Source organism: Lysinibacillus sp. NPDC086135, assembly GCF_044746345.1.
Lineage (GTDB): Bacteria > Bacillota > Bacilli > Bacillales_A > Planococcaceae > Lysinibacillus.
Genome location: NZ_JBIVCA010000010.1, coordinates 96,880 through 117,367, shown reverse-complemented (window position 1 = coordinate 117,367; position 20,488 = coordinate 96,880). Strand labels below are relative to the sequence as shown.

Sequence of the window (20,488 nt, the reverse complement as noted above, 5' to 3'; positions counted from 1 at the left end):
TGTTTATGCATCTTATTGAATCACTTTAAATGAATTTGTTATTCTTCAAGGAGTTCTTTGATAACTTCAATCGGCTGAATTCCATTTAGTTTTACTTGTCCTTCATCACTGTCTATTAGGATTACTGGTACGCTTGATAAATCATATTTCTCAATTGCATCATCATCTTTAGCAATGTCTATTGTATCGAATGGAACTCCCTCTTCTATTAATATGAACTGCATTGTCTCACACGCAGGACATGTTGGTGTTGAACGCTTAATTAATGTTAACTTATTTTTCAAAATACCATCCTCTTTCTATTCACATATATATTATTTATGTATTTATTATATTAATAACTAAGTAGTATCTGTTCCACAATTTCTTTTGTTGTCATCTTTCCTGTATTAAATTTAACTACTTCTAAATGTTCAATTTTATGTATAGCTTCTTCATATTTCTTCTTAGCATACTTCAACTTTTCTAATGAAACATAATCATCACCACGAGAGTTATAACGCTGTTCTAATACTTCGTCATCTGCATATAAGTAAATGACAATTGCTTTATTCTTCATTTCTTGTTCAATAAATCTACGTTGATCATCAGATAACATTGCAAAGTCATCATACATCGGTGCATATACTTCATTACAATAAGTAAATCTGTCAAATACTACACTATCCATCTTAGTAAACTCTAAAAACTTTTCAAATAGTTCATCTTGAGTACATTGTGAATGCTGAAAACTTGATCCCTTCTCAACTTTAAATTCGGTAATGTCAGATAACATTTCCACTAAACTTGTCTTACCACTACAATCTGTACCAATCACAATATAATTTATAATTACCACCACAATCTTATGTATTTTAATATGTATTATTGTTTCCGTAATTTAAATCGCTTAATTCTCTAGGCTTATACTTTTTATTTGAGCTGTTGTTAATTATCTTTCTTACTTCGCCTAGAGCAGTACTTAATGTTGAGACTGACAATTTATCTTTTGTTAAATCATTTGCCAATTTTACAACTTCATATAAATTTTTAGCCTGTCTACGTTCGTTTCTAATGATGTGTAATCTTCTATATGCTGTATATCCTTGATTTGCAGGCAATTTAACAAATTCGATATGATGCAACAAGTCTTCTTGTTCTCTGTCCTTACAACTAATTACTTTAGATAAGCTTGCTACTTCTCTAGGCAGCTTTTCTAAAAAGTTCCCTACAAACGTTAAGTCTTTTTCAAATTGTTTGATGTCTTCCAATTCAATCACCTAACTCTCGTTTAAGGTAATATTCAAATGTAATACCTTCGTTTTCTCGAACCTTGTCATTGATAAATTTATAACCGTAAAACTCAAGTGCTGAATCGCTGATGTTCATCATCTCATCTCCTTTACTTATTTATAATCTTATTATAACATCAAACATTTTTATTTCAATACTTATTTTATGTATTTTATTAATTAATTTTAATATCCATCTATATAACTTACTTCAAAGTAAAGACCATATTCATCTTCACCATAAACGAATTGTAAATCTGAATACTTCTTAATTTTAGCACCTACATAATCTTTAGTGTACATAAATAGCCATTCAAGATATCGATTATCAAATACACTACAGTATATCTTATGATAAAGTTCTAACTCATATTTAAATGACTCGTCTCTTAAAGTATTAACATTCATGTAATATCTAATTGCTGTTTTATTGTTATAAGTAAATTCATCTTTAATATGGTTATATAGGTATTTATAAAATGGCTTTTTGAAGATCGTATCTCTAATTTTCGATTTTAACTTTCTAATTCTATTAATCCACTTTACTTTATTTCTAAATGTCATAATTAATCACCTTCTTTTAAATTGAGCAGAGAAAGAAATTATCAATCCCCACTCAATATTTATGTATTATTTTATTTTAAACTTCCAATAACTCTATATTGACCAATGATTCTTCCAAATTTCTTTGCTTTAGATTCACTAGAAACTAGTACATCTAAAATTCCTGCGTGAGATATTGCTCCGCCTCTGTCCAAGATTACTGCTTTTTCTGTTGTACCATTAGGGTATTTTAACTCTAATAGAGTGTATAAAGGTAATCCATTATAAGAAGCAACAACACGGTATCCTTGATAATACTCTGAATTACCTAAGAATACGCCACTAGCAGACGTTCCTGTACAACCCTCTGGGCAATATGCAGTGTAAGCTGTGAATTCAGCATTAATCCACCCTGATTGAGTACTAGTATCGACTTGTTTATTTGAATTACTAACATTCTGTACTAGCTGTTTTTTCTTTTCATTTACCAATCTAACCTGTTTTACTTTTTTAGCTTCTTCAATTCTCTTCGCTTCAGCTAACTTTCTTTCTCTTTCGATCTTAGCTAATCTCTCTTGTTCAAGTTTAGCTTGTCGTTCTTTTTCTAATTCCTCTAAGCGTTGACGTTCCAACTCCTCCAATCTTTTTCTTTCCTCTTCTTTTAAACGTTCATATTCTATCTGGAAAGACTCAACTTGATATGAGATTGAGTTCTTTTTAATATCGTCCATACGTTTAATGATGTCCGAGGATTTCTCCATACCATCTTTATTATCATCTTCTATGGCATGTGATACAAACCAAGCCAATGCTAATGCACATGTGATAATAGTTGGTACTTTTAAAGATTTAGTGGGTTTATTCATTTGTTCGCTTATTCTCTACAAAACTTGTCTCATTTGAAGCTCTAATGACAATATTGAATTGTGCGCTTCTCTTGCAGAAATAAACTCCCTACCTTTCGTTATGTATTTTATTATATTAAATATCATAATCTACTAAATTGTTATTTGTCAATCATTTATATTTCCATAGATTAACACATCAGTTTTATCTGAATTATTAGTTGTAGAAATTATGTAACCGTTACTTAGTAACACTTCGATCAGTTTATTTTCATCATATCCCGATTTGACCGTTATGTTATATGGTTGTTGTCTAATTGCCTCTATAGCGTGTTCAATTGAGTTATAACAAATTCCGTTCTCTTGAATAGTTAAAACTGTTCCATCTTCATTCAATTCAAATCCATTAGTATGCAGTAACTCTTTAAATTCTTGAGTATATGCATTTTCGCTGCCAAATATTATTTTACATGGCGAATCAGACTTGAAGCGTTCATATAAATTCTTCACTACATTCTCATAGTATGTATAATATTTTAATGAAACGTTTCTGATTTCCACTTTCACATATGACATATCATCAGCAGTTAAAACATTCATTATTGTCATATAATCACTCCTCGTTATATATTCTTAAATAATATATGGTTTTTATTGAAAGTCATATTTCAAATTTAACCTCTCAATCCCTTGTGGCAGTAAGGCTCATAAGTCACTTTTTAAGAATATGCAGCAATTACCTTAGTTTTGATCAATTTCAGCATATTTACTAAATTCATAACCTACAAAGCCTTATGTACCAATGGTTCAAGTGTTTAATAAAAGCGAAATATTAATTAAATGTCTAAGTACTTTACCTCAAATAAGTCTGGAATCATAATTAAATTGTGTCCATTTTTAATTGCATAGTTAATCTTAGACAGCACTTCTTTTTTAATTTTTGAAGGAGTATTATTATAGCTTTTAACATGAAGTAGACTGCCACGTTCCATTACCTTCAATTCAAACCATTCAGTAATCATTACCACCTTGCTGTCACTATTCAGCATTGTTTCAATACTAGACATAACTTTTCTTTTAATTAAAGGATTCACTATGCTTGATGCCGTTACAAAATACATCTTATCTCCATTTACTTTAGTACTTAATACACATTCTGATTCATTACTATCTTTAACCTCTAATTCTTTGCGATCATATTCAAGCAATCCATTATCGTTATATGTAATATTTAACTTCTTCAATTCAATCTCTAATGCTTCTTTTACTCCAATACCCATTCCACGAGTATCCAATTTGATCTCTTTCGGTTTATATAGATTGATCATTGTAGCTAATAATTGCGCTACTTCATTGAAGTTAAAGTCGTCTAAATTTAAAAATGTCGTATATGTATTATCATTATTTACATAATTTCCTAACAAGCATATGCCTGTAATTGATTTTTTGCTAGTAGAAATTCTTACATAATCAACAATAATACTCTCAATGTTAATTGTCGGTGTTATCTTCAATTTATACTTATCGATAATGTTCAAAACAACATGATTAGGATATGCATTAACTTCGAATTTCTCTGTAGTTAACACTTCTTGATCATGTGGAGCAATTTGTTCTTTATACTTATAAACTTCATAATGTAATGATTTTTCTTCCGTCTCGCCTATAATCATACCTACAATTACATGTTTTCCTAATTTGATATATTTCATTTGTTTCAATTTACCATAATAGTGAACATTACCGTCTTCGCTTAAAATTTTAATACCATCCTTGATTGAAATAACTGTACCACATACATTTGATTTAATTTCCATAATTATATTCCTCTTTTCTAATTTTATGTATTTAATCATTTATTTTCTACTATGTACTTCTCATGATCCCGATTCTTATTAACTAAGTATTTTAAAACTATGTCTTTATCATATGAATTACGCTAATTGCTTTTGATCTTCTATGTATTTCTCGTAATCTTCTTTGTACATCCATTTAAAACCATAAGCCGATTTAAGCTTACCTTTACAACAAGCAGAAATACTAGAGCCAGTTTCTTTACCTAGATGATTAAACGCTTCACTCACAGAACTCCAACTGGTAATATAAGTGGAGTTTAAGCTAATTTGAACTACTGATTTATTTCTTTTCGTTGCATTTATTTTATTTCTTGTTCTAATGCTAATATCTTTGCTATATTCACAAATATTAGCTTTTGCACCTTTCTTTAAATAATTATTAATTGTACCTCTACTTAAACTAAATTTTTCACAGAGATTGCTTATGTTTTTTACTCCTTTGTTCCATTCATCGCATACTTGAATGATTAATGATTTTATCAAATTCTTATGTATTTCTTCCCAATTAACTTTGTTCAAATCAAGCATATCATTTAGTTTACTATTTTTTATAGAATTTCTTATATACTCAAACTCACTATATCTAGCATCAATAACAATATAATGATCAATACCATTATCTTTAGCTAATTGTTCTTTCAACCTATCATTCTCTTGTTCTTCTTGTAGTGATCTTGCACGTTTTCTATTGGTTTGTACATAATGTTGAATTCCATGCATTTCAATAATCATATCATGAGATGAAATATAGAAATCGTATCTTTTAGCTTGTGACCACGTAAATGTTTTTTCATACTTAAATTTGACATTTAAGTTTTTCAATAAGCAATACATTACTTTTTCAGGATATGAAACTCCATCCGAACATTTATGACAAGATAATCCATTTTTCATTATCATGCTTATCGTTTTATTCTTAATAATCTCATCACAATCAGGACACTTCCAGTCTACTTTTTGTCCACTATTCTGCATATATTTATAACCGTCTTCAGGAATCAACAATAATTTAGCTAACTCAGGATTTGTAGTCCACATATCATTAAAACCCTTCAATACTTTTTGACCTGAGCAATAAGGACAAGATGTATTCATATTTGTTCTACTGTTAATCGTAGCTTCCCATTCATGATTTTCATGTGTTCTACATTTCCACCATACTCTAGTGTGACTACCACAAGTCACATCGTGAGGAGTCAAATCTCCATTCTTAGTTGGATGCCATTCTTTTGCTAATTCTGGATTTAGAGAAGTTAATGAATTTGTATTGTTAACTTTTAATCCTCTGCAATACGAACAACCAGTTCCCTTTGTTCTACTGTTAATCATAGCATCCCATTTATGTTCTTTATTATCTCTACATACCCACCAAGCCTTTTTATTACTACCTTTAGTTGCTTTATAAACTTCTAAACCTAACTTATCATTCTTCTCGAAATCCCATTCATCAAACAATTCAGGTCTAACTTTCAACATTGCATTATCTTTCAATTCAATTGTTGTATCAAACTCAGGTCTTACATATGTATTACACAATCTTTCATTGCCTCCTCGTCAGGAGGGTAGCTACCACTTCTTACTGTACAGTTATCCTTTTTATTATTTTATTGACTTAGAGTTATTAACTACTTAATTACAATAGCCATAATGTCAGTACCACCAAACGAAATACTATTTACTATTTTATCCCCATACTTATCTTTATCTATCTCGTGAACATAACCATCAAATTCTACTGTAGTATCGACTACTATCCAAACATATTGTTCTTCATCTGTTACTTTAAGCAATTCGTTTACTGTCATTGCATTATCATCCATTCTTTTGCATTTGTTTATTTACAATCGTAAACACCTTTTTCAATTTCTCCAATTACAGTATTTAGAATTGATACAGTACCTCTATAATTAGCCTTTTCTTCATCATTTTCTGTTAGATTCATTTGATCTTCATAGTACCCACTAACCGCAACTAAATCTTTAACTAATTCTTTTTTATTCAACATGACAAATTCCTCTTTTCTATTTTTTATGTATTTTATTTTATAAAATCAAAATATTATTTAAACTATTATGCAGTCTTCTTCATTGTCAACTTCTAATAGATTAATTTGCTCACCAGTCACATACCCTGTTACTATTTCGGAGATTATTTCAACCTTTTTAAATCCAAATTTATCAATCATACCTTTCACAATATCATCTTTGTCCATAAGAGCATTATCTTCACCAACTATTTGATTATGCATTCCTGCAAGTTTGATGTTAGGATAATGTTTTTCATGCATCAATATTACTTGATGATAATCATCATACTCTCCACTAGATATACTGTAGTAGTACATATAATCAACCTCTTTCTATAATATTGTCATTTTAATTAAATCAACAATAAGCCTAATACAATAATTAATATCGTAATTGCTGAATCTTCATATGTAATATATTCATTCTTCTTTTTGTTAATAAGATATAAAATCAAACTTTGAAGTGTGATAAGTAAAGCAATTAGCCAATACTGTGTAAAGAATAAAATACCTACTACAACTAGATATCCATATTCAAACAAGATGTAAGTGATGAATCTTTTATTATTAAGAAATAGTTGCCCCGCTTGAACCATTTCTGGACTATGCCTCTCTTTTCCTTTAAGGCTTTTTATCGTATTTAGAACTAACTTAAACTCATCTAACTTGAATGCTCTAAAAATCTCATAAGCAATAATTAAAACTAATAATGTAACTGACAACAATATTTAATCATCCTACTTTCTTCTAATTGTATTCTTATACTTTGGTTTACGATTTTCAGTAAGCTTTTCATACTTAGCTTTCAATGTACTGATCACACGTTTAAGTTGTTTAATCTGTCTATTCTTATTTACGAGTTGTTTTTTAAGGTGAAAGTTTTCGGCTTCTACCTTTTTATAATGTTCCCATACAGTTTGTTCGGTTAATGTTTTCCCATCTTGCATAAGACTCAACTCCATTTATGTATTTGATAATACTAATCTTTTATCTAATACAGTAAAAACCTCGGCTCATAGAATTCTTCTGATTTATATTCATTTTTCATATTGTAGTCAACCGTTGACGGCATAATTAGATTCATGAAAAGTTCAATTCTGTTGTTCTCACCAAACAATTGTTTATCAATAAACGAGTAATGAACTTTGTGACCTCTAGCAGAATCAGACATAGGTAATGCAATTAATCTCACTTCATATCCATCCTTCTCTACAACAATCTCACATTGATTTTTATATCTACGTTCACTTAAGACATTTTCATGAATCTTTAACTTATCGATCAAATTAACAGCTTTTTCGAAATTAATATAATAAACTCCTACTGTGATTGGACAACCTTTTTCTACTATATGTGTATTTACGAAATTTAACATTATCTTCATCCTTTTCTATAATAGTGTGATTTTATTTAATTTTGTTTTCTAAATGATGTTTAAATCCTCTAATATTTAAAATGTACAAGAAAAACCTTTGTTGAACTTCATCATCATTCCAACCATACAAATGCCCATACTTATCCAGTCTTCTTGGCAAGAATCTAATAACTCCTTCTAAAGTAAAATTGTCATCTTGAAAATTATAGTCTATTATTTTTTGGATCATAATTTCTTTAGTGATCATTTCAATCAACTTCTTTCAGTAATTTCTTAGACTAAATCAGTAAGCGCTTCTGGATAACCATGAGTTAAACCTATAATTTTTACTTTACTATTCATTACATGTACTAATTTGTTTGAATAAGCGTTATTGTAAAATTGTTCTTTTGCATCAAATGAAACTGATGGAATAGAAATCACCTCTTTAATTCCTTCTGCTTCAATACCAACAAATACATATGGCGAATTGTTATTACGTGCACCTTCAAAAGTGTTTACTAAATGTTGTTTTGTTAATGTCATAAATATATTCCTCCTATTATTTCATTAATATGCGTGTTTTATTTAACTTTATCTAACTAAAATAACCCCATTCAATCCATTCAATTTCCTCTACATTTTTAATTCCTAATTCTTTAGCGTATACCTTTGCAACCTCATCTAAGTCTTTCAACTTAGCATCTGGATACAATTCAGCGATGTGCGTATGATCAAAAGTCAAATAAGATTCATCATCATAGTTGATGTCAAATAAATAATCAATATCTTCTAGATGTTCAGTTATCAAACTGTAATCCTCATCTTCAATAGCTTCTTCCATACTAGAAATGAATACATCCCATGTTGGTCTATGACTATATCTAACATCTACTCTTTCCTCTAATTTATCTTTATATTTTTCTCGTAAATAGTCTAAATCCCACTCAATTTTACTAACCTCAGCACCATATCCATATAAATAACTAGCGTCTACTCCCATAGTTTAATTCCTCCATTTTACTTTAGTATTATTTATATAATTCTATTTCCATTTTTTCTTTTCCACTTAGAATAGGTTTCATAAAGTTCTCTAATTCTAATACTCTTGACACGTCACCATTTTTACCTGCTTTAACTTGAAGTCCTTTTAAATCATCAATGCGACCACCTAATTGAATTAAAATCGCTCGTAGTTCTTCTTTTGTGTAAGATACTGTATGCATTTTTTCTCCTTCTCTTATGTATTTTTAAATAAAAGATGAATATTATTTAAAGTAAAAATGCTCCAAAATACGATTTAAATTCATCTGTGCTTAAAATTGCTTCAAATTCTCCAAAATTAAGGCGAATATAATTTGCAACACCTGCATCCCTTGATACTACTAGGTTTTGTTCTTCCTTATTTGTGTCAATTACATGTCCCATAGGAACTTCTAATTTTAATTCCATCTCGTTTTCCTCCTGTTTTTCAATAATATATTCCTTTTATTTAATCTTAAAATTTGCATGTTTCTCACTCACTCGTTTAAACACGCTATGAGCATATTTAAGTTTTCGTCTTGCCTCCGTATATGCTTGTTTCTTCTTAGCATCTAATCCTTCAATGTTGTGTATTTCACCGTGATATCCTTTTGTTATTTTCATAAAGAATATCTCCTTTATTTTGTATTTTCTTTTATAATAGGTTTCTTTTATTTAGTCTATAAAGCTATGAAATTAATTTGAATTTCACCAATGTATCCTTCTGTTGAAGTGTATTGTTCATGTGACCAATTAACTCTAAATTTTCTCCGTTGTAATTCTTCACAAGCCAACTTTAATGTTTCATAATCGAATTCATCCTTATGTATATATGATCTGGACACACTGTTTCCATTTTTAGCATCTTCAAGTGCTCTTGATAAAACTAAATTTACTAATTTATTAATTCTTGTTGAAGCCTTATAAACACTTTCTAGGTATTCTTGAGTAATATGATTATAATTTGATTCAAAAATCTCCATGATAACTCCTCCAGTTTTTGATAATATTTAATTTTTATTTAAACTTATGTATTTTATTAATTACTAAGCCTTTTTAGTAAGTTCCCATGCTGATAGCCAGTTCTGCATAACATCAGTTGGCATCCATTTACCATTCAGTAACTGTTGCTTAGGTCTACGATCAACTTTTAACACCTTTATTAAGTCTCCTTTGATCAAAAGTGGATTACCTTTATTATCAGTGAATAATTTCTTATTAACTTTAACCTCCACTTCACTTCCAGTGTTGACAATGTATAGTTTAATTGTTGGAGAGTAACGAGTTTCTACATCTGAAATTACAGCAAATGACTTATCATAAGTATCATCTGTACTCTGAGGATATCCTAACACTTCCACCTCAAACATTATTTTTTCATTAATTGAGTAATCTTTAATGTCATTTAAAGATGAAATAAACTCCTCTACCTCTTCAATTCGTTTATCTTTCGTATTATCTTTATGTGTTTTCTTATAACGATCATTAAACTTTTCTGCAATTAATTCTAAGTATAGACTATTACCAAACTCACTAAAGAATCCTAATCGTATCAGAATGTTGAGCTGTCTAGTATTGACGGATGTATTTTCTGTAATATCAATTAGCAACTCTAAGAAATTTGAATGCTTTTTAGAATTTGCTAACTCAAACAGCTCTTCAGATATATTGTCATTAATATATTTAATTGACTTTAAGCCTTTATATATAGCCTTATCGCTATTACTGTACTCATACTTAGACTTTGATTTACCGAATTTAATCGGTTTAATTTCAATCCCCTTTTGTTTAGCATAGGCAATTACCTTAGCACTTTTATCCATCTTATCTTCACGTACATTTAGTATTGTTGTAATGAATTCATGCGGATAATGATATCTTAAATATGCACATACATAGCCAATAAAAGAATATGGTTGTGAATGATTTAGAGAAAATCCATAATCTGATGCATCTTCAATTACTTTTAAGAAGCTTTGTAATATCTCTTCTGATTTCTCTATTGTTTCACCATATTGAGATGTCATTATTTCAATAAATCCTTCTCTAATCTTAGGTAAGAATTGTTCTGTTCCCTCTTTTTTACTTAATCCTCGTCTAACACTGTCAGATTCAGAACCTGAATGATTACAGAAATCAGTTAAGAACCTCATGATGTCCTCTTGGAAAACTAAATATCCTAAATTCGATTTAAGAAATTCATTTAAAGATGTGTGCCCATTATCGTTAGTAATGCCATTAGATAATTTACTTCTATAAGAATCACCTGCGGGTCTTATTGCACCGTTAGCTAAACTAAGCAGGCTGATATAGTCAATTTCACCGACATCATTCTTTATATTTGATAATGTCTTGTCACTAAACAATTGCTGTACATAGTCAAACGCTGTATCTGATTCAAATTGGAACACGCCTAGCGTTGAGTCACGTAGCGATTTCCAAACATTAATATCATTAACATCAATATTATCAGGCGTAAGTCGTTCAATATTTGCTAATTTACAAGCCTCATTAATGATCTCAATATTGTCTAGTCCTAGAATATCTAATTTCACATACGATTGTCCGTCTAACTCCTTCATGTTGATTGACGTTACCTTGTATTTACTTTCCTTAGTGTAGATAGTTGACACATTGCTATTTAGGTCAATCGGAGAAACTACAAATCCAGAAGGATGACTCCCCATAGAAACAATAGTACCTTCTAATAAATCAACATATTCGAACAACTTTTTATATTTATTTCTGTATTTATCTAACGTATTGTTATCAACAGCTTTTGAAATTTCGTCAACCTCATTTAAAGGAATATTTAAGGCGCGAGATACATCTCGAATAGCACCTTTAGTTGCAATTGTGTTAAATGTGATAATTTCTGCAAAATCAATTCCCTCAATAGAGGCTAAATAATCGATTACATCTTGTCTACGAGAAGGTTCAAAGTCTACGTCAATATCAGGCATTGATACTCGATCTGGATTTAAAAAACGGAAAAAGTTCAAGTTGTGTTTAACACTATCCATCTCTGTAACACCTAATAAATAAGCAATTAACGATCCATTTACAGAGCCACGACCATATCCCTGATAAATATCGTTTTCATGACACCATTCAATAATGTTAGTTTGTAGCAACATGTAGTCTATTGCATCTAATTTCTCATATGTATTAAATTCTTCGTGTACACGGTCTAAGTAAACTCTTCTTTCTTCCTTTGGTAATTTGTTAAATCCACGCTTTACAAATCCATCGTTTATTTTATTCTTAAATACTTCAATTGGATTATCGTATAGCTTTGGATATTTTGGAGTTTTATCTAAATTAAATTCTTCAATCATGTTCGCCATAACGTTAGTATTTTCAATTGCCTCTAAGTATTCATTGCGTGATAAAGCGCCTTGAACTTCAAACATATCTACTAATTCATCATATGACTTCATAGTTAAATCAAACTTATCTTCATCACCATAACTAGCACCCTTAGCTTTAAGAAGAGTTTCACGACCTTTCGCATGAACTTTGTCTAAGCAATGTGTATCTGTTCCTGCTATCAATGGAATGCCCGTATCTTTAGATAAGACTGATAGCATTTGATTAAACTTAATTTGGTCTGGATGTGTGTGATACTGAACTTCAAAAAACATCCTATGTTTATTTTGAATAAACCACTGCATCAACTCTTCATACTCAATGTGTAAATCATTATTTTTAATCGTTCTGTTCCCACCAATAATTTCATAAGCGTTATTATATAATCTCCAAATTGGAGAAGCTAGGCAAGCAGAAGTCATAATAATGTTGTCAGATGTATTCTTTAAATCATCGAAAGTAAGTCGTGGATTATAATAGAAGTGTCCGTCTTCACGATTAAATGATTGAGATGTTAATTCATTTAGCTCTTTTACTCCATCATGATTCTTGGCAATAGTCATAAAATGATAATTATCACGTTGAAGAATTAGCTTATCTTTTCCTTTTACCTCTTCTACTCCTATACCCTTTGTTAAATAAATCTCATTAGCATGAATATATTTTAAACCACGCTTCTCAACTTCTTGTTTCTTTTTGATCCAATTCATTACACTTCCATGCTCTGAAAAGGCAATTGCACTCATTCCAAATTCCTGTGCTTTATCAAGATAATCAGTAAATTTAGTTATACTGTCTGCACCTGTTCCTGCTGTTAAATTAGATATATCGCTATGAAGGTGATACATAGTATAGTTATTCAATTCACAACCTCCATTACTTAATAATATTTATATCGTCTATAATGATCTGATACTGCTTAACTCCTTTATATGTATTAACACTACAAGTTCCAACAACTTCAATTTCTTTTGCATTTTTTATATTAAGAATATCTTCTTCTTTTTGCTTAAACATGATATATGTAATGTTCCCACGTTGCATTTGTATTGTATCTAATTTAGAGCCTATAATTTCAAAGTTTACATCATTTAATTTAAAATCATTAATTACTAGCTTAGGCTCAATAATATCTTTTCCCCATACTGGAGACAGTTCACTTATTTCCTCAATGATTGATGAGTTCATTGACTTCAAAGGGATTAAAAAGTCCACTTTAAATTTCTTACTAAAATCAATGTTCGACATTAATTCATTTAAATGTAACGTAATTTTTCCAATATTTTCATTGCTAATTCCTACACCAAATGCAGAACCGTGTCCCTTTGCGTACTCTATGTATTCACTCTCGTTCAAGATATCCCTTAACTCATCAAACCCACCATAGCTACGTCCACTGCCTGTATATAAATCTTCTTTTTTATTGTAATCGACAATGATGATTGGCTTCATGAATTTACTTGCTAACTGATTAGCTATTAAACCCTTTGATCCGTTATCAATGTTCATATCCTTTAGTAATAAAACCTTATCGCTCTCGTTTATTACAGCACTCTCAATAATACTGTCAACCATCTTATTCTTTGCTCTGTCTTGTCGAGATTTTATATTTACGCATTGCCTTGCGAAATCAGTTATGAATGGGATTAATTCTGATTTATCCTTTCCTCTAGGTTTATACTCAACTAATTCTTTATGCTCTATAAATGCCTTAAACATATCTTCTCGCTCTTGAATTGTTCCTATCCTAGTAACAGCATTGATAAGTGGTGCAATGTAGAAGCCAATAGTAGTAGGGTTTAATTTACTCTTCATTGAATATTCCTGTTTTGCAATTAATGCTTGCAGGAATGAATTATTGATATTTAATAAACCTTCATTAATTAAGTAACGTGTCTCTAACTCTTTTAATGACATCATATCTGCTACATTTCCTACTGCTACTAAATCCAAGAAGTAATCTGAAAAATCAGTATTGTAGTGCTCATCTAACGCTTGGCACACCTTATATACAACTCCTGCACCACTTAACGATAAATTACCTTGATTATTCAAATAAGGGTTAACAATTGTTGCATATTTACTTTCTTCACAATCGACTTCATGGTGATCAATTACTACTACATCTATACCTTTATCATGAAATCGTTTATGCTCCTCTTCTTCATTTGATGAAGCATCTGGGATTAATAGCAAATCAATCTCTAAATCATCGCTTACACTGGCGATACCATGTATTTTTTTGTCGTGAATGTGATAAGTAATATCTAATTCTTCGTTTTGTAATTTTAAGTATTGATATAAAATTGATGCACTTGTATAACCATCAGCATCTGAGTCTACAACTATATATATTTTTGAGCCATTATCAACATGTTTAGCAATTGTATTTTTAACATTATGTATATTCTTTAATATTTTCCAATCCTGAGTAACTGATTTATCTAACTCAAGATAATCGTTAAGGTTTGATACATCTCTATTTTGTGAAAGAGTACCAATAACATCAAATATGTAATCATTGTCACCAATTAATTCGTATTTAAACAATCAACCTCTCACCTTTCTTTTGCTCTCATAGAGTTTACACCAGTTATCAAAATTATCACTAGGACTTTCCTTATCTTTGAGTAAACCTTTGGTATCATAAATACAATACAGCTCTTGATTTTTCATAAACTTATCAAATTCATCTGGATAGAAGTTTTTATCTACAAGTCCACCTCTACCTATCTCTGCGCCTTTGTCATAAGCTATAACAATTCTTACGCCTAACAAAGTTAATTTCTTTACTTGCGTTTTTGATAGTTTGTGACCGCCAATAGCGACTGCATTCTTTATCCCTTTGTCCCATAATTGCTGAACCCCCTTTTCAGCCTCTAGCACTATCACTTCTTTATGTTTTAAAATATAATGTTTTGCCTTGTCTAACCCATATAAAATTTTTGTTTTAGCACAAGGGTGTAAGTATATGTATTTATTCTCATGTGGAAGCACATCTTTTCTATTTAGTCTCCCTTTGATTCCCACTAAATTACCTAATTCATCTCGAATCGGAATGGTGATCATATTTGATTCTATATCATAACCAAGCTCAAACTCTTCTTGTGTATAATACCCTATTCCATCATTTTTAAATAAGTCTGTTACATACAATCTGTAATAATCTAGGATACTTTCGTCTATGGGTTCAAGATGTTCGTCAACAGAATCTTTTTCCCTATTTTTTATTCTCATCATATCTCTAGCCCATGATGCTAATTTTGATTTTGGTTTTTGCTTTTCGTAATAATCATAGTTACAAACATCACATATCCATTTTAAGCTGTCAGAAAAGTAACTTTCATTCACAAATGACACTAATGAGATAATGTCGCTGTTACCATATGCATCTTTTATATTTCTTGTATATGCATCTACTTTTAAATTATCTTTATATACAACAGTAGAGTTTTGGTTGTCTCCGTCAGGCATACCACAAGAATAATACCCGCTGTTTGATTCGATTGAATGCATACCTAATTCTTCTAGGATTAATCTAATTTTATCATCATCAATAATCCTTTCTTTTAAATCTAAAGCATCCAAAGTATTCACCTCAATTACACATAAAGTTATTTATCGTTCTTCGGTTTAAATACCTTAGTTAGAAAGCCTACTTCATACCATGTATTTCTATCTAAGTTCACCTCTGTAACTAAGACAGTTCCCTTACCTGTACCCCTATTTTTCGCTATTTTTTGTCCATAGTATGTTTTGTTTTTATCTAATTCGTATGTACCCCATTCGTTAGTGATTCTATATTTATGATAATCATTCGGATTTAATCGTTTCTCCAGAATCATGTGATCAACTACATGGTATAACTGCTTGGCGTTAGCTATGTTATTAGAGTTTAAATCAAAGATATCGATATTATGAGTCTCATCGGTTAATTGAATCGTACAGTATCCTGCTACATTCATTTCTCCACAAACATTTTTAATCATTGTCGTTGTCTGCTTTACTGTTTCCCACTGATCACCTTTGTACCCTTTTAATGTATCGTAATAAATTACTTCTACGCCTAACCCCAATACATGCTTTTTGATTTCACGTTGTAAATCCTCGTCTGAATATTTATTTAGTTCCAAAAAGTAAACTCTTGTATTTTCTTTGATCCACTCTCCAACAATCTCAGTAATTAAGCGATATTGATCTTCTGATTCGTAGACACCATTTAATATATCCGATTCAGTGATGTTAGTTAGTGACTCCTTGTTATCAGTATTCGAATTTAAGAAGTTAAACTCATAATTATTACAGATCGTTGATGCTTGCATGGCGTACCATTCGTCTTCGTCTTGCTCATTAACTAAAACTAAGACAGGAACTCGTTTTAATACACCAATGAAATTAACAACCTTTGCCATACGTCTACTTTTACCTTCATTCGATAACATACCATCAACGAGCACTTTCTTTTTACGTAACCCTCTAAAGTATTCATCCCACTTGGGGAAAGGTAATGGATGACCGATATCTGGAGTCTGCTTCCATGACTCTAATTTATCTTTAAATTTACTACCCAACAAAGTTGCTTGTTTACCACCGCCAACAACAGTATTAATATTATCTACTGCATAACGCATTGTGCTAATAATATCCTCTGCTTTCATTTGAGGAAACTTAGGATGCTGTAACATTTTATCTGTTGGGAAGTTTTTTCTAGCAAATTCACGTATTAGTGAATACTTTTTTACTGTATCAAAATACTTGTCAACATCTTTATCATCAGCTAGGCTCATTTGATACTCTATTGTTCGCCAACCGCCTATATCTTTATATCTCTTAGAACGTTCACTATCCTGACTCATAAAAATTGTAAACTTCGACTCGTTCATTTCCTGTGAAAATGTCATATAAAACAATTCAAACATGTCATATAGATATCTAAGCTCTTCATCATGAAAATCATATTTTGATTTAATTAAATCTGCATATTCTATGTATAAATCTACATTCTTATATAATGAACCAACTAGTAATGCTTCTGACGCATAGTCATTATCTTTTCTTTTTTCAACCATCTGTTTCCTCCTAAATCAATTCATCATGAATGTCTGCTACTCTAAAATCTTCAGCATCTTTTCTAGCTTTTTCAACTACCTGATTAAACTTACTAGATGATTCAATTTTAGACTTGATATCAACTACTTGATGGTTCTTTTCTTCCAGTCTTTCTTTGTAGTTCTTGTAGTCTTCATATTTACTAATAACAATAGCTAACTCATAATTCATTCTCTGGGAAGTGTTTTTGAATTTTTTATTTAATGTCTGTTTAGCTAGATAATTAACCAACATGGAATACATCTCTAGAAATTCATCGTATGAAATAGATCCATAAACCTTTTCATCTTTTCCCTGTGTAATCTTATCGATCCTCATACAATAATAATTAGGCAACGTAACTTGATAATGCTCTTTTATCCATTCATAGAATCTATTTTTAGATTCTGCTAATTGTTTATCTTTATGTTGCTCTAATTGATAGCTAATAATCTTTCTTTCTATTTCTTGCTCAGACATCTTGCCTTTCCTAATTAATTCATTTTTAAAACACTCCTCATGGTAATACCTATTATTTATTTTTAAATATGAATCTTTTTCAGTATCGATTGACTGCAATCTTATCAGCTTTCCATCACCGTCTCTATCTAACCCTTGTAACTTTAACTCTTTTAACTTTTTTGTATCGCATGAATTACACTTGTATTTCATAATAGTTACACCTCATTCTATAAAATAAGGGGAAAGAAAAAATTCAATCCCCTGATGTTATATGTACTATTCTTTAACTAATTTCAAGAATTTCTCCAAGTCTGGAATAGCTTCAATTTGATTAAAATCAGTATCTAATCCAGAAGCCTTAATTTTTGCACCTAACGATTTCTTTTTCAGTGGAGTTAAGGCAGAAATTAACTTTCCAATTTCATCACGTAAACCATCAACAGTAACTTCTTGGATTACTTCTTCTTGAACTTTTTCTTTTTGGTTTGTCATTGTTTCAGACAGCAGATCTTCATCTTTTTTAATTGAGTCTGACATACTATTTCCTACTACATTTGATTTTTTACCTTTGTTTTTATCAATTACCTCCTGCCATAGTAGAGGCGATGGATCATCAATTACAACATTTTGAGCATAAACTTGAGTTCGGTCTTTACGCATTACTTGCGCTTTGATTTGACCCATATCATCTTCAAAATGACGTAATACCGTAAAGAACTCATATTCAACTCCATCCCATGTATCAGGAACTTTGCCAACCTCAACTAATTGCATTTTTCCATCTACATCAACCATTTGCTTTTTAGTCTTCTCACGAGAAGTTACTACCACATATTTATCTGTGCCAGTAATAAGGCTTCGCAATAAGTTCTTACCTTTCATTTTTATTTTATCGTGATCTTTAAATTCTAATCCTGCTGTAGATTCTGCTACAAATTGCTCTGTCGCTGTCTTATCTTGAGATTTAGCTTTTAACTTAGCACGTTTTTCAGATACGTTAATTGCCGCAAATTTTACATTATCACTAATTACAGTAATACCGTCTACTACAATTACGTCTGCAACGAATGGATTTCCATCAGCATCAAATACTTCTTCTAGATTCCCCTCATCGTCTTCGATATAAAGCGTCTCTTCTTGCATTGCTTTTTGCGCCCACTCTTCAACTTCTGAGTAAGATGTAGTATAGACTAACAATAAGTTATCTAAATTAATGCCTTGTCCTTCTAATGATTCTAAGTAGTTGTCTATGCTACCTGCTTCGCAGTCGATATATAATACACGCAATGGCTTACCATTTTCACTTGTCATCTTCATGAAGTCTAATGCAAATGTTGATTTCCAAGTTCCTGCCTCACCAAAGTTAAAGAATTTTAAACCTTTTTTTACTGTACTTCCACGTTTAGCTTTTGCCATGAATAAGTTGCTCTCCTCTTAAATATGTATTTTTTATATTAAAGTAATTTTTTTGTCTTATGTATTAGTTAGCTACTACCAAGGTAAATCTTCCTCTTCTACTTCTACTCCTTTTTTCTCACTATTTGAATCTTGCTTACCCCAATTGTCAGATGATTTTTGTTGACCTTTAGCATTCAGTTTTTCTAATGCTTCATCTACAATTGATTGAGTATACGTTTCAACGTCAATAGTTTCTGGGTTAGCACCTTCGATTACATACTCACGAGTGTAAGATGTATTTGCTCGATCAAATGAGTTTGTTTTACCCCAAGAGTCAGTTTCTTTCACTTCTTCTACGTCAGCTTTATTAATGATTTTTCCACTAACATCAATAGATGTGTATGGCTTTAAATTCTTCTTGATCATATTTGCTAGAGACTTTTCATAAATTACAAACTCTGCATTTTCGATTGAATTTTGAGTAATGATCTTTGCTTCAACTAAGAATTTATCTCCACTTTCTGCTTTTTCAATTCCGATGAATACAATAGTTTGCTTAAAGTCTGATAATGATTCAAACCCATCTTCTTCAAAATCAATATCCTTAGAGTTTAAGAATACAGCATCAGCAAGCAACTTTTTGTTACGAATAGCATCACCATCACGATTTTTAAATGAAGAATACTCAATTTTACCTTGTACATAAATGGAAGTATCATCACTTAGACCGCTAATTAAAGCTTCAGGCGCATCATATTGAGCAAACGTAGAGATGATATTTTTACCTTTCTCATCTTTCTCTAATCCTAAGCGAGTACCAATAACCTTAAATCCTTCATCTTCGTGATTGTATCGATCATCCCAAGGTACGACTTTTTTCTGTGATTTTTCTCCTTTAACTTCAGACTGTTTGAATAAGTGAGCTTCCTTTGTTTTAAATCCTTCTGCATTAATAAATACAATCGATTCTTGGTCAACTTTTACACCGAATTTTGCAGTATTTTTTTCTGAGCCTGATGTAAACGTATGCGACTTTAATGCATCCTCTTTTTTCAATCCTGTTGCAAGTCCACGTAAACGGAAGAATCCTTTTGTTTCTGGTAATCCATGAGTAGTTTTTGCCATATTAATAAATCTCTCCATTTCAATTATGTATTTTATCATTTAACTATCGAACCGATCACAATGTACCTAACTAAAGTTTAAATAATATTAGGATTTTATTTTGAGAATATGTAATAAGCTTTGGCGAA

The 20,488-nt window shown here is 30.6% G+C and carries 27 protein-coding genes; all 27 read right to left on the bottom strand.

What is annotated here, in order from left to right:
• Nucleotides 1–38 precede the first annotated feature (38 nt).
• Complete coding sequence (locus ACIPKN_RS14585; RefSeq protein ID WP_400937278.1) at nt 39–284, bottom strand: glutaredoxin family protein; 246 nt, start codon at nt 282–284, stop codon at nt 39–41.
• Nucleotides 285–334: 50 nt separating this feature from the next.
• Entirely contained in the window at nt 335–670 is a 336-nt protein-coding gene (locus tag ACIPKN_RS14580) for a hypothetical protein (RefSeq protein WP_400937275.1), read from the bottom strand.
• A 184-nt stretch (nt 671–854) separates the two neighbouring features.
• Nucleotides 855–1,250, bottom strand: a complete 396-nt coding sequence (locus ACIPKN_RS14575) for a hypothetical protein (protein ID WP_400937273.1) — start codon at nt 1,248–1,250, stop codon at nt 855–857.
• Between the two features lie 656 nt (nt 1,251–1,906).
• Entirely contained in the window at nt 1,907–2,680 is a 774-nt protein-coding gene (locus ACIPKN_RS14570; protein ID WP_400937272.1) for a hypothetical protein, read from the bottom strand.
• A gap of 147 nt (nt 2,681–2,827) precedes the next feature.
• Nucleotides 2,828–3,268: a hypothetical protein gene (locus ACIPKN_RS14565; RefSeq protein WP_400937270.1), complete on the bottom strand. Its 441-nt coding sequence runs from the start codon at nt 3,266–3,268 to the stop codon at nt 2,828–2,830.
• A 227-nt stretch (nt 3,269–3,495) separates the two neighbouring features.
• Nucleotides 3,496–4,476: a hypothetical protein gene (locus ACIPKN_RS14560; protein ID WP_400937268.1), complete on the bottom strand. Its 981-nt coding sequence runs from the start codon at nt 4,474–4,476 to the stop codon at nt 3,496–3,498.
• Between the two features lie 117 nt (nt 4,477–4,593).
• Nucleotides 4,594–6,051 carry a zinc-ribbon domain-containing protein gene (locus ACIPKN_RS14555; protein ID WP_400937266.1) on the bottom strand — a complete coding sequence of 486 codons (1,458 nt, stop codon included), beginning with the start codon at nt 6,049–6,051 and terminating at the stop codon, nt 4,594–4,596.
• 89 nt (nt 6,052–6,140) lie between these two features.
• The gene (locus ACIPKN_RS14550; RefSeq protein WP_400937264.1) at nt 6,141–6,320 is read right to left on the bottom strand and encodes a hypothetical protein; all 180 of its coding nucleotides are present in this window, start codon (nt 6,318–6,320) and stop codon (nt 6,141–6,143) included.
• A 29-nt stretch (nt 6,321–6,349) separates the two neighbouring features.
• Nucleotides 6,350–6,520, bottom strand: coding sequence for a hypothetical protein (locus tag ACIPKN_RS14545; protein WP_400937262.1), 171 nt, complete (start codon nt 6,518–6,520; stop codon nt 6,350–6,352).
• Between the two features lie 57 nt (nt 6,521–6,577).
• Nucleotides 6,578–6,859: a hypothetical protein gene (locus ACIPKN_RS14540; protein WP_400937260.1), complete on the bottom strand. Its 282-nt coding sequence runs from the start codon at nt 6,857–6,859 to the stop codon at nt 6,578–6,580.
• Between the two features lie 35 nt (nt 6,860–6,894).
• Complete coding sequence (locus ACIPKN_RS14535) at nt 6,895–7,266, bottom strand: hypothetical protein (protein WP_400937257.1); 372 nt, start codon at nt 7,264–7,266, stop codon at nt 6,895–6,897.
• A gap of 12 nt (nt 7,267–7,278) precedes the next feature.
• Complete coding sequence (locus ACIPKN_RS14530) at nt 7,279–7,488, bottom strand: hypothetical protein (protein ID WP_400937255.1); 210 nt, start codon at nt 7,486–7,488, stop codon at nt 7,279–7,281.
• 44 nt (nt 7,489–7,532) lie between these two features.
• The gene (locus ACIPKN_RS14525) at nt 7,533–7,916 is read right to left on the bottom strand and encodes a hypothetical protein (RefSeq protein WP_400937253.1); all 384 of its coding nucleotides are present in this window, start codon (nt 7,914–7,916) and stop codon (nt 7,533–7,535) included.
• A 31-nt stretch (nt 7,917–7,947) separates the two neighbouring features.
• Entirely contained in the window at nt 7,948–8,163 is a 216-nt protein-coding gene (locus ACIPKN_RS14520; protein ID WP_400937250.1) for a hypothetical protein, read from the bottom strand.
• 26 nt (nt 8,164–8,189) lie between these two features.
• Nucleotides 8,190–8,441 (bottom strand): hypothetical protein, encoded by a 252-nt coding sequence (locus ACIPKN_RS14515; RefSeq protein ID WP_400937247.1) that lies wholly within the window; start codon nt 8,439–8,441, stop codon nt 8,190–8,192.
• A gap of 52 nt (nt 8,442–8,493) precedes the next feature.
• Nucleotides 8,494–8,898, bottom strand: a complete 405-nt coding sequence (locus ACIPKN_RS14510; protein WP_400937244.1) for a hypothetical protein — start codon at nt 8,896–8,898, stop codon at nt 8,494–8,496.
• 28 nt (nt 8,899–8,926) lie between these two features.
• A complete protein-coding gene (locus ACIPKN_RS14505) occupies nt 8,927–9,121 on the bottom strand; it encodes a hypothetical protein (protein ID WP_400937241.1) in 195 nt (64 codons plus the stop codon).
• A 46-nt stretch (nt 9,122–9,167) separates the two neighbouring features.
• Nucleotides 9,168–9,347: a hypothetical protein gene (locus ACIPKN_RS14500; RefSeq protein ID WP_400937238.1), complete on the bottom strand. Its 180-nt coding sequence runs from the start codon at nt 9,345–9,347 to the stop codon at nt 9,168–9,170.
• Nucleotides 9,348–9,383: 36 nt separating this feature from the next.
• On the bottom strand, nt 9,384–9,542 hold the full coding sequence (locus ACIPKN_RS14495) for a hypothetical protein (protein WP_400937235.1): 159 nt from the start codon (nt 9,540–9,542) through the stop codon (nt 9,384–9,386).
• Between the two features lie 56 nt (nt 9,543–9,598).
• Entirely contained in the window at nt 9,599–9,901 is a 303-nt protein-coding gene (locus ACIPKN_RS14490) for a hypothetical protein (RefSeq protein WP_400937232.1), read from the bottom strand.
• Between the two features lie 63 nt (nt 9,902–9,964).
• Nucleotides 9,965–13,150, bottom strand: coding sequence for a DNA polymerase III subunit alpha (dnaE, locus tag ACIPKN_RS14485; protein WP_400937230.1), 3,186 nt, complete (start codon nt 13,148–13,150; stop codon nt 9,965–9,967).
• Nucleotides 13,151–13,163: 13 nt separating this feature from the next.
• Complete coding sequence (locus tag ACIPKN_RS14480) at nt 13,164–14,837, bottom strand: DHH family phosphoesterase (protein WP_400937227.1); 1,674 nt, start codon at nt 14,835–14,837, stop codon at nt 13,164–13,166.
• Complete coding sequence (locus tag ACIPKN_RS14475) at nt 14,838–15,875, bottom strand: hypothetical protein (protein WP_400937224.1); 1,038 nt, start codon at nt 15,873–15,875, stop codon at nt 14,838–14,840.
• A gap of 26 nt (nt 15,876–15,901) precedes the next feature.
• Nucleotides 15,902–17,356, bottom strand: coding sequence for a replicative DNA helicase (locus ACIPKN_RS14470; protein WP_134020735.1), 1,455 nt, complete (start codon nt 17,354–17,356; stop codon nt 15,902–15,904).
• Nucleotides 17,357–17,366: 10 nt separating this feature from the next.
• The gene (locus ACIPKN_RS14465; RefSeq protein ID WP_134020738.1) at nt 17,367–18,047 is read right to left on the bottom strand and encodes a hypothetical protein; all 681 of its coding nucleotides are present in this window, start codon (nt 18,045–18,047) and stop codon (nt 17,367–17,369) included.
• A 66-nt stretch (nt 18,048–18,113) separates the two neighbouring features.
• On the bottom strand, nt 18,114–19,253 hold the full coding sequence (locus ACIPKN_RS14460) for a hypothetical protein (RefSeq protein ID WP_400937221.1): 1,140 nt from the start codon (nt 19,251–19,253) through the stop codon (nt 18,114–18,116).
• Between the two features lie 75 nt (nt 19,254–19,328).
• Complete coding sequence (locus ACIPKN_RS14455) at nt 19,329–20,360, bottom strand: hypothetical protein (protein ID WP_400937219.1); 1,032 nt, start codon at nt 20,358–20,360, stop codon at nt 19,329–19,331.
• Nucleotides 20,361–20,488 lie beyond the last annotated feature (128 nt).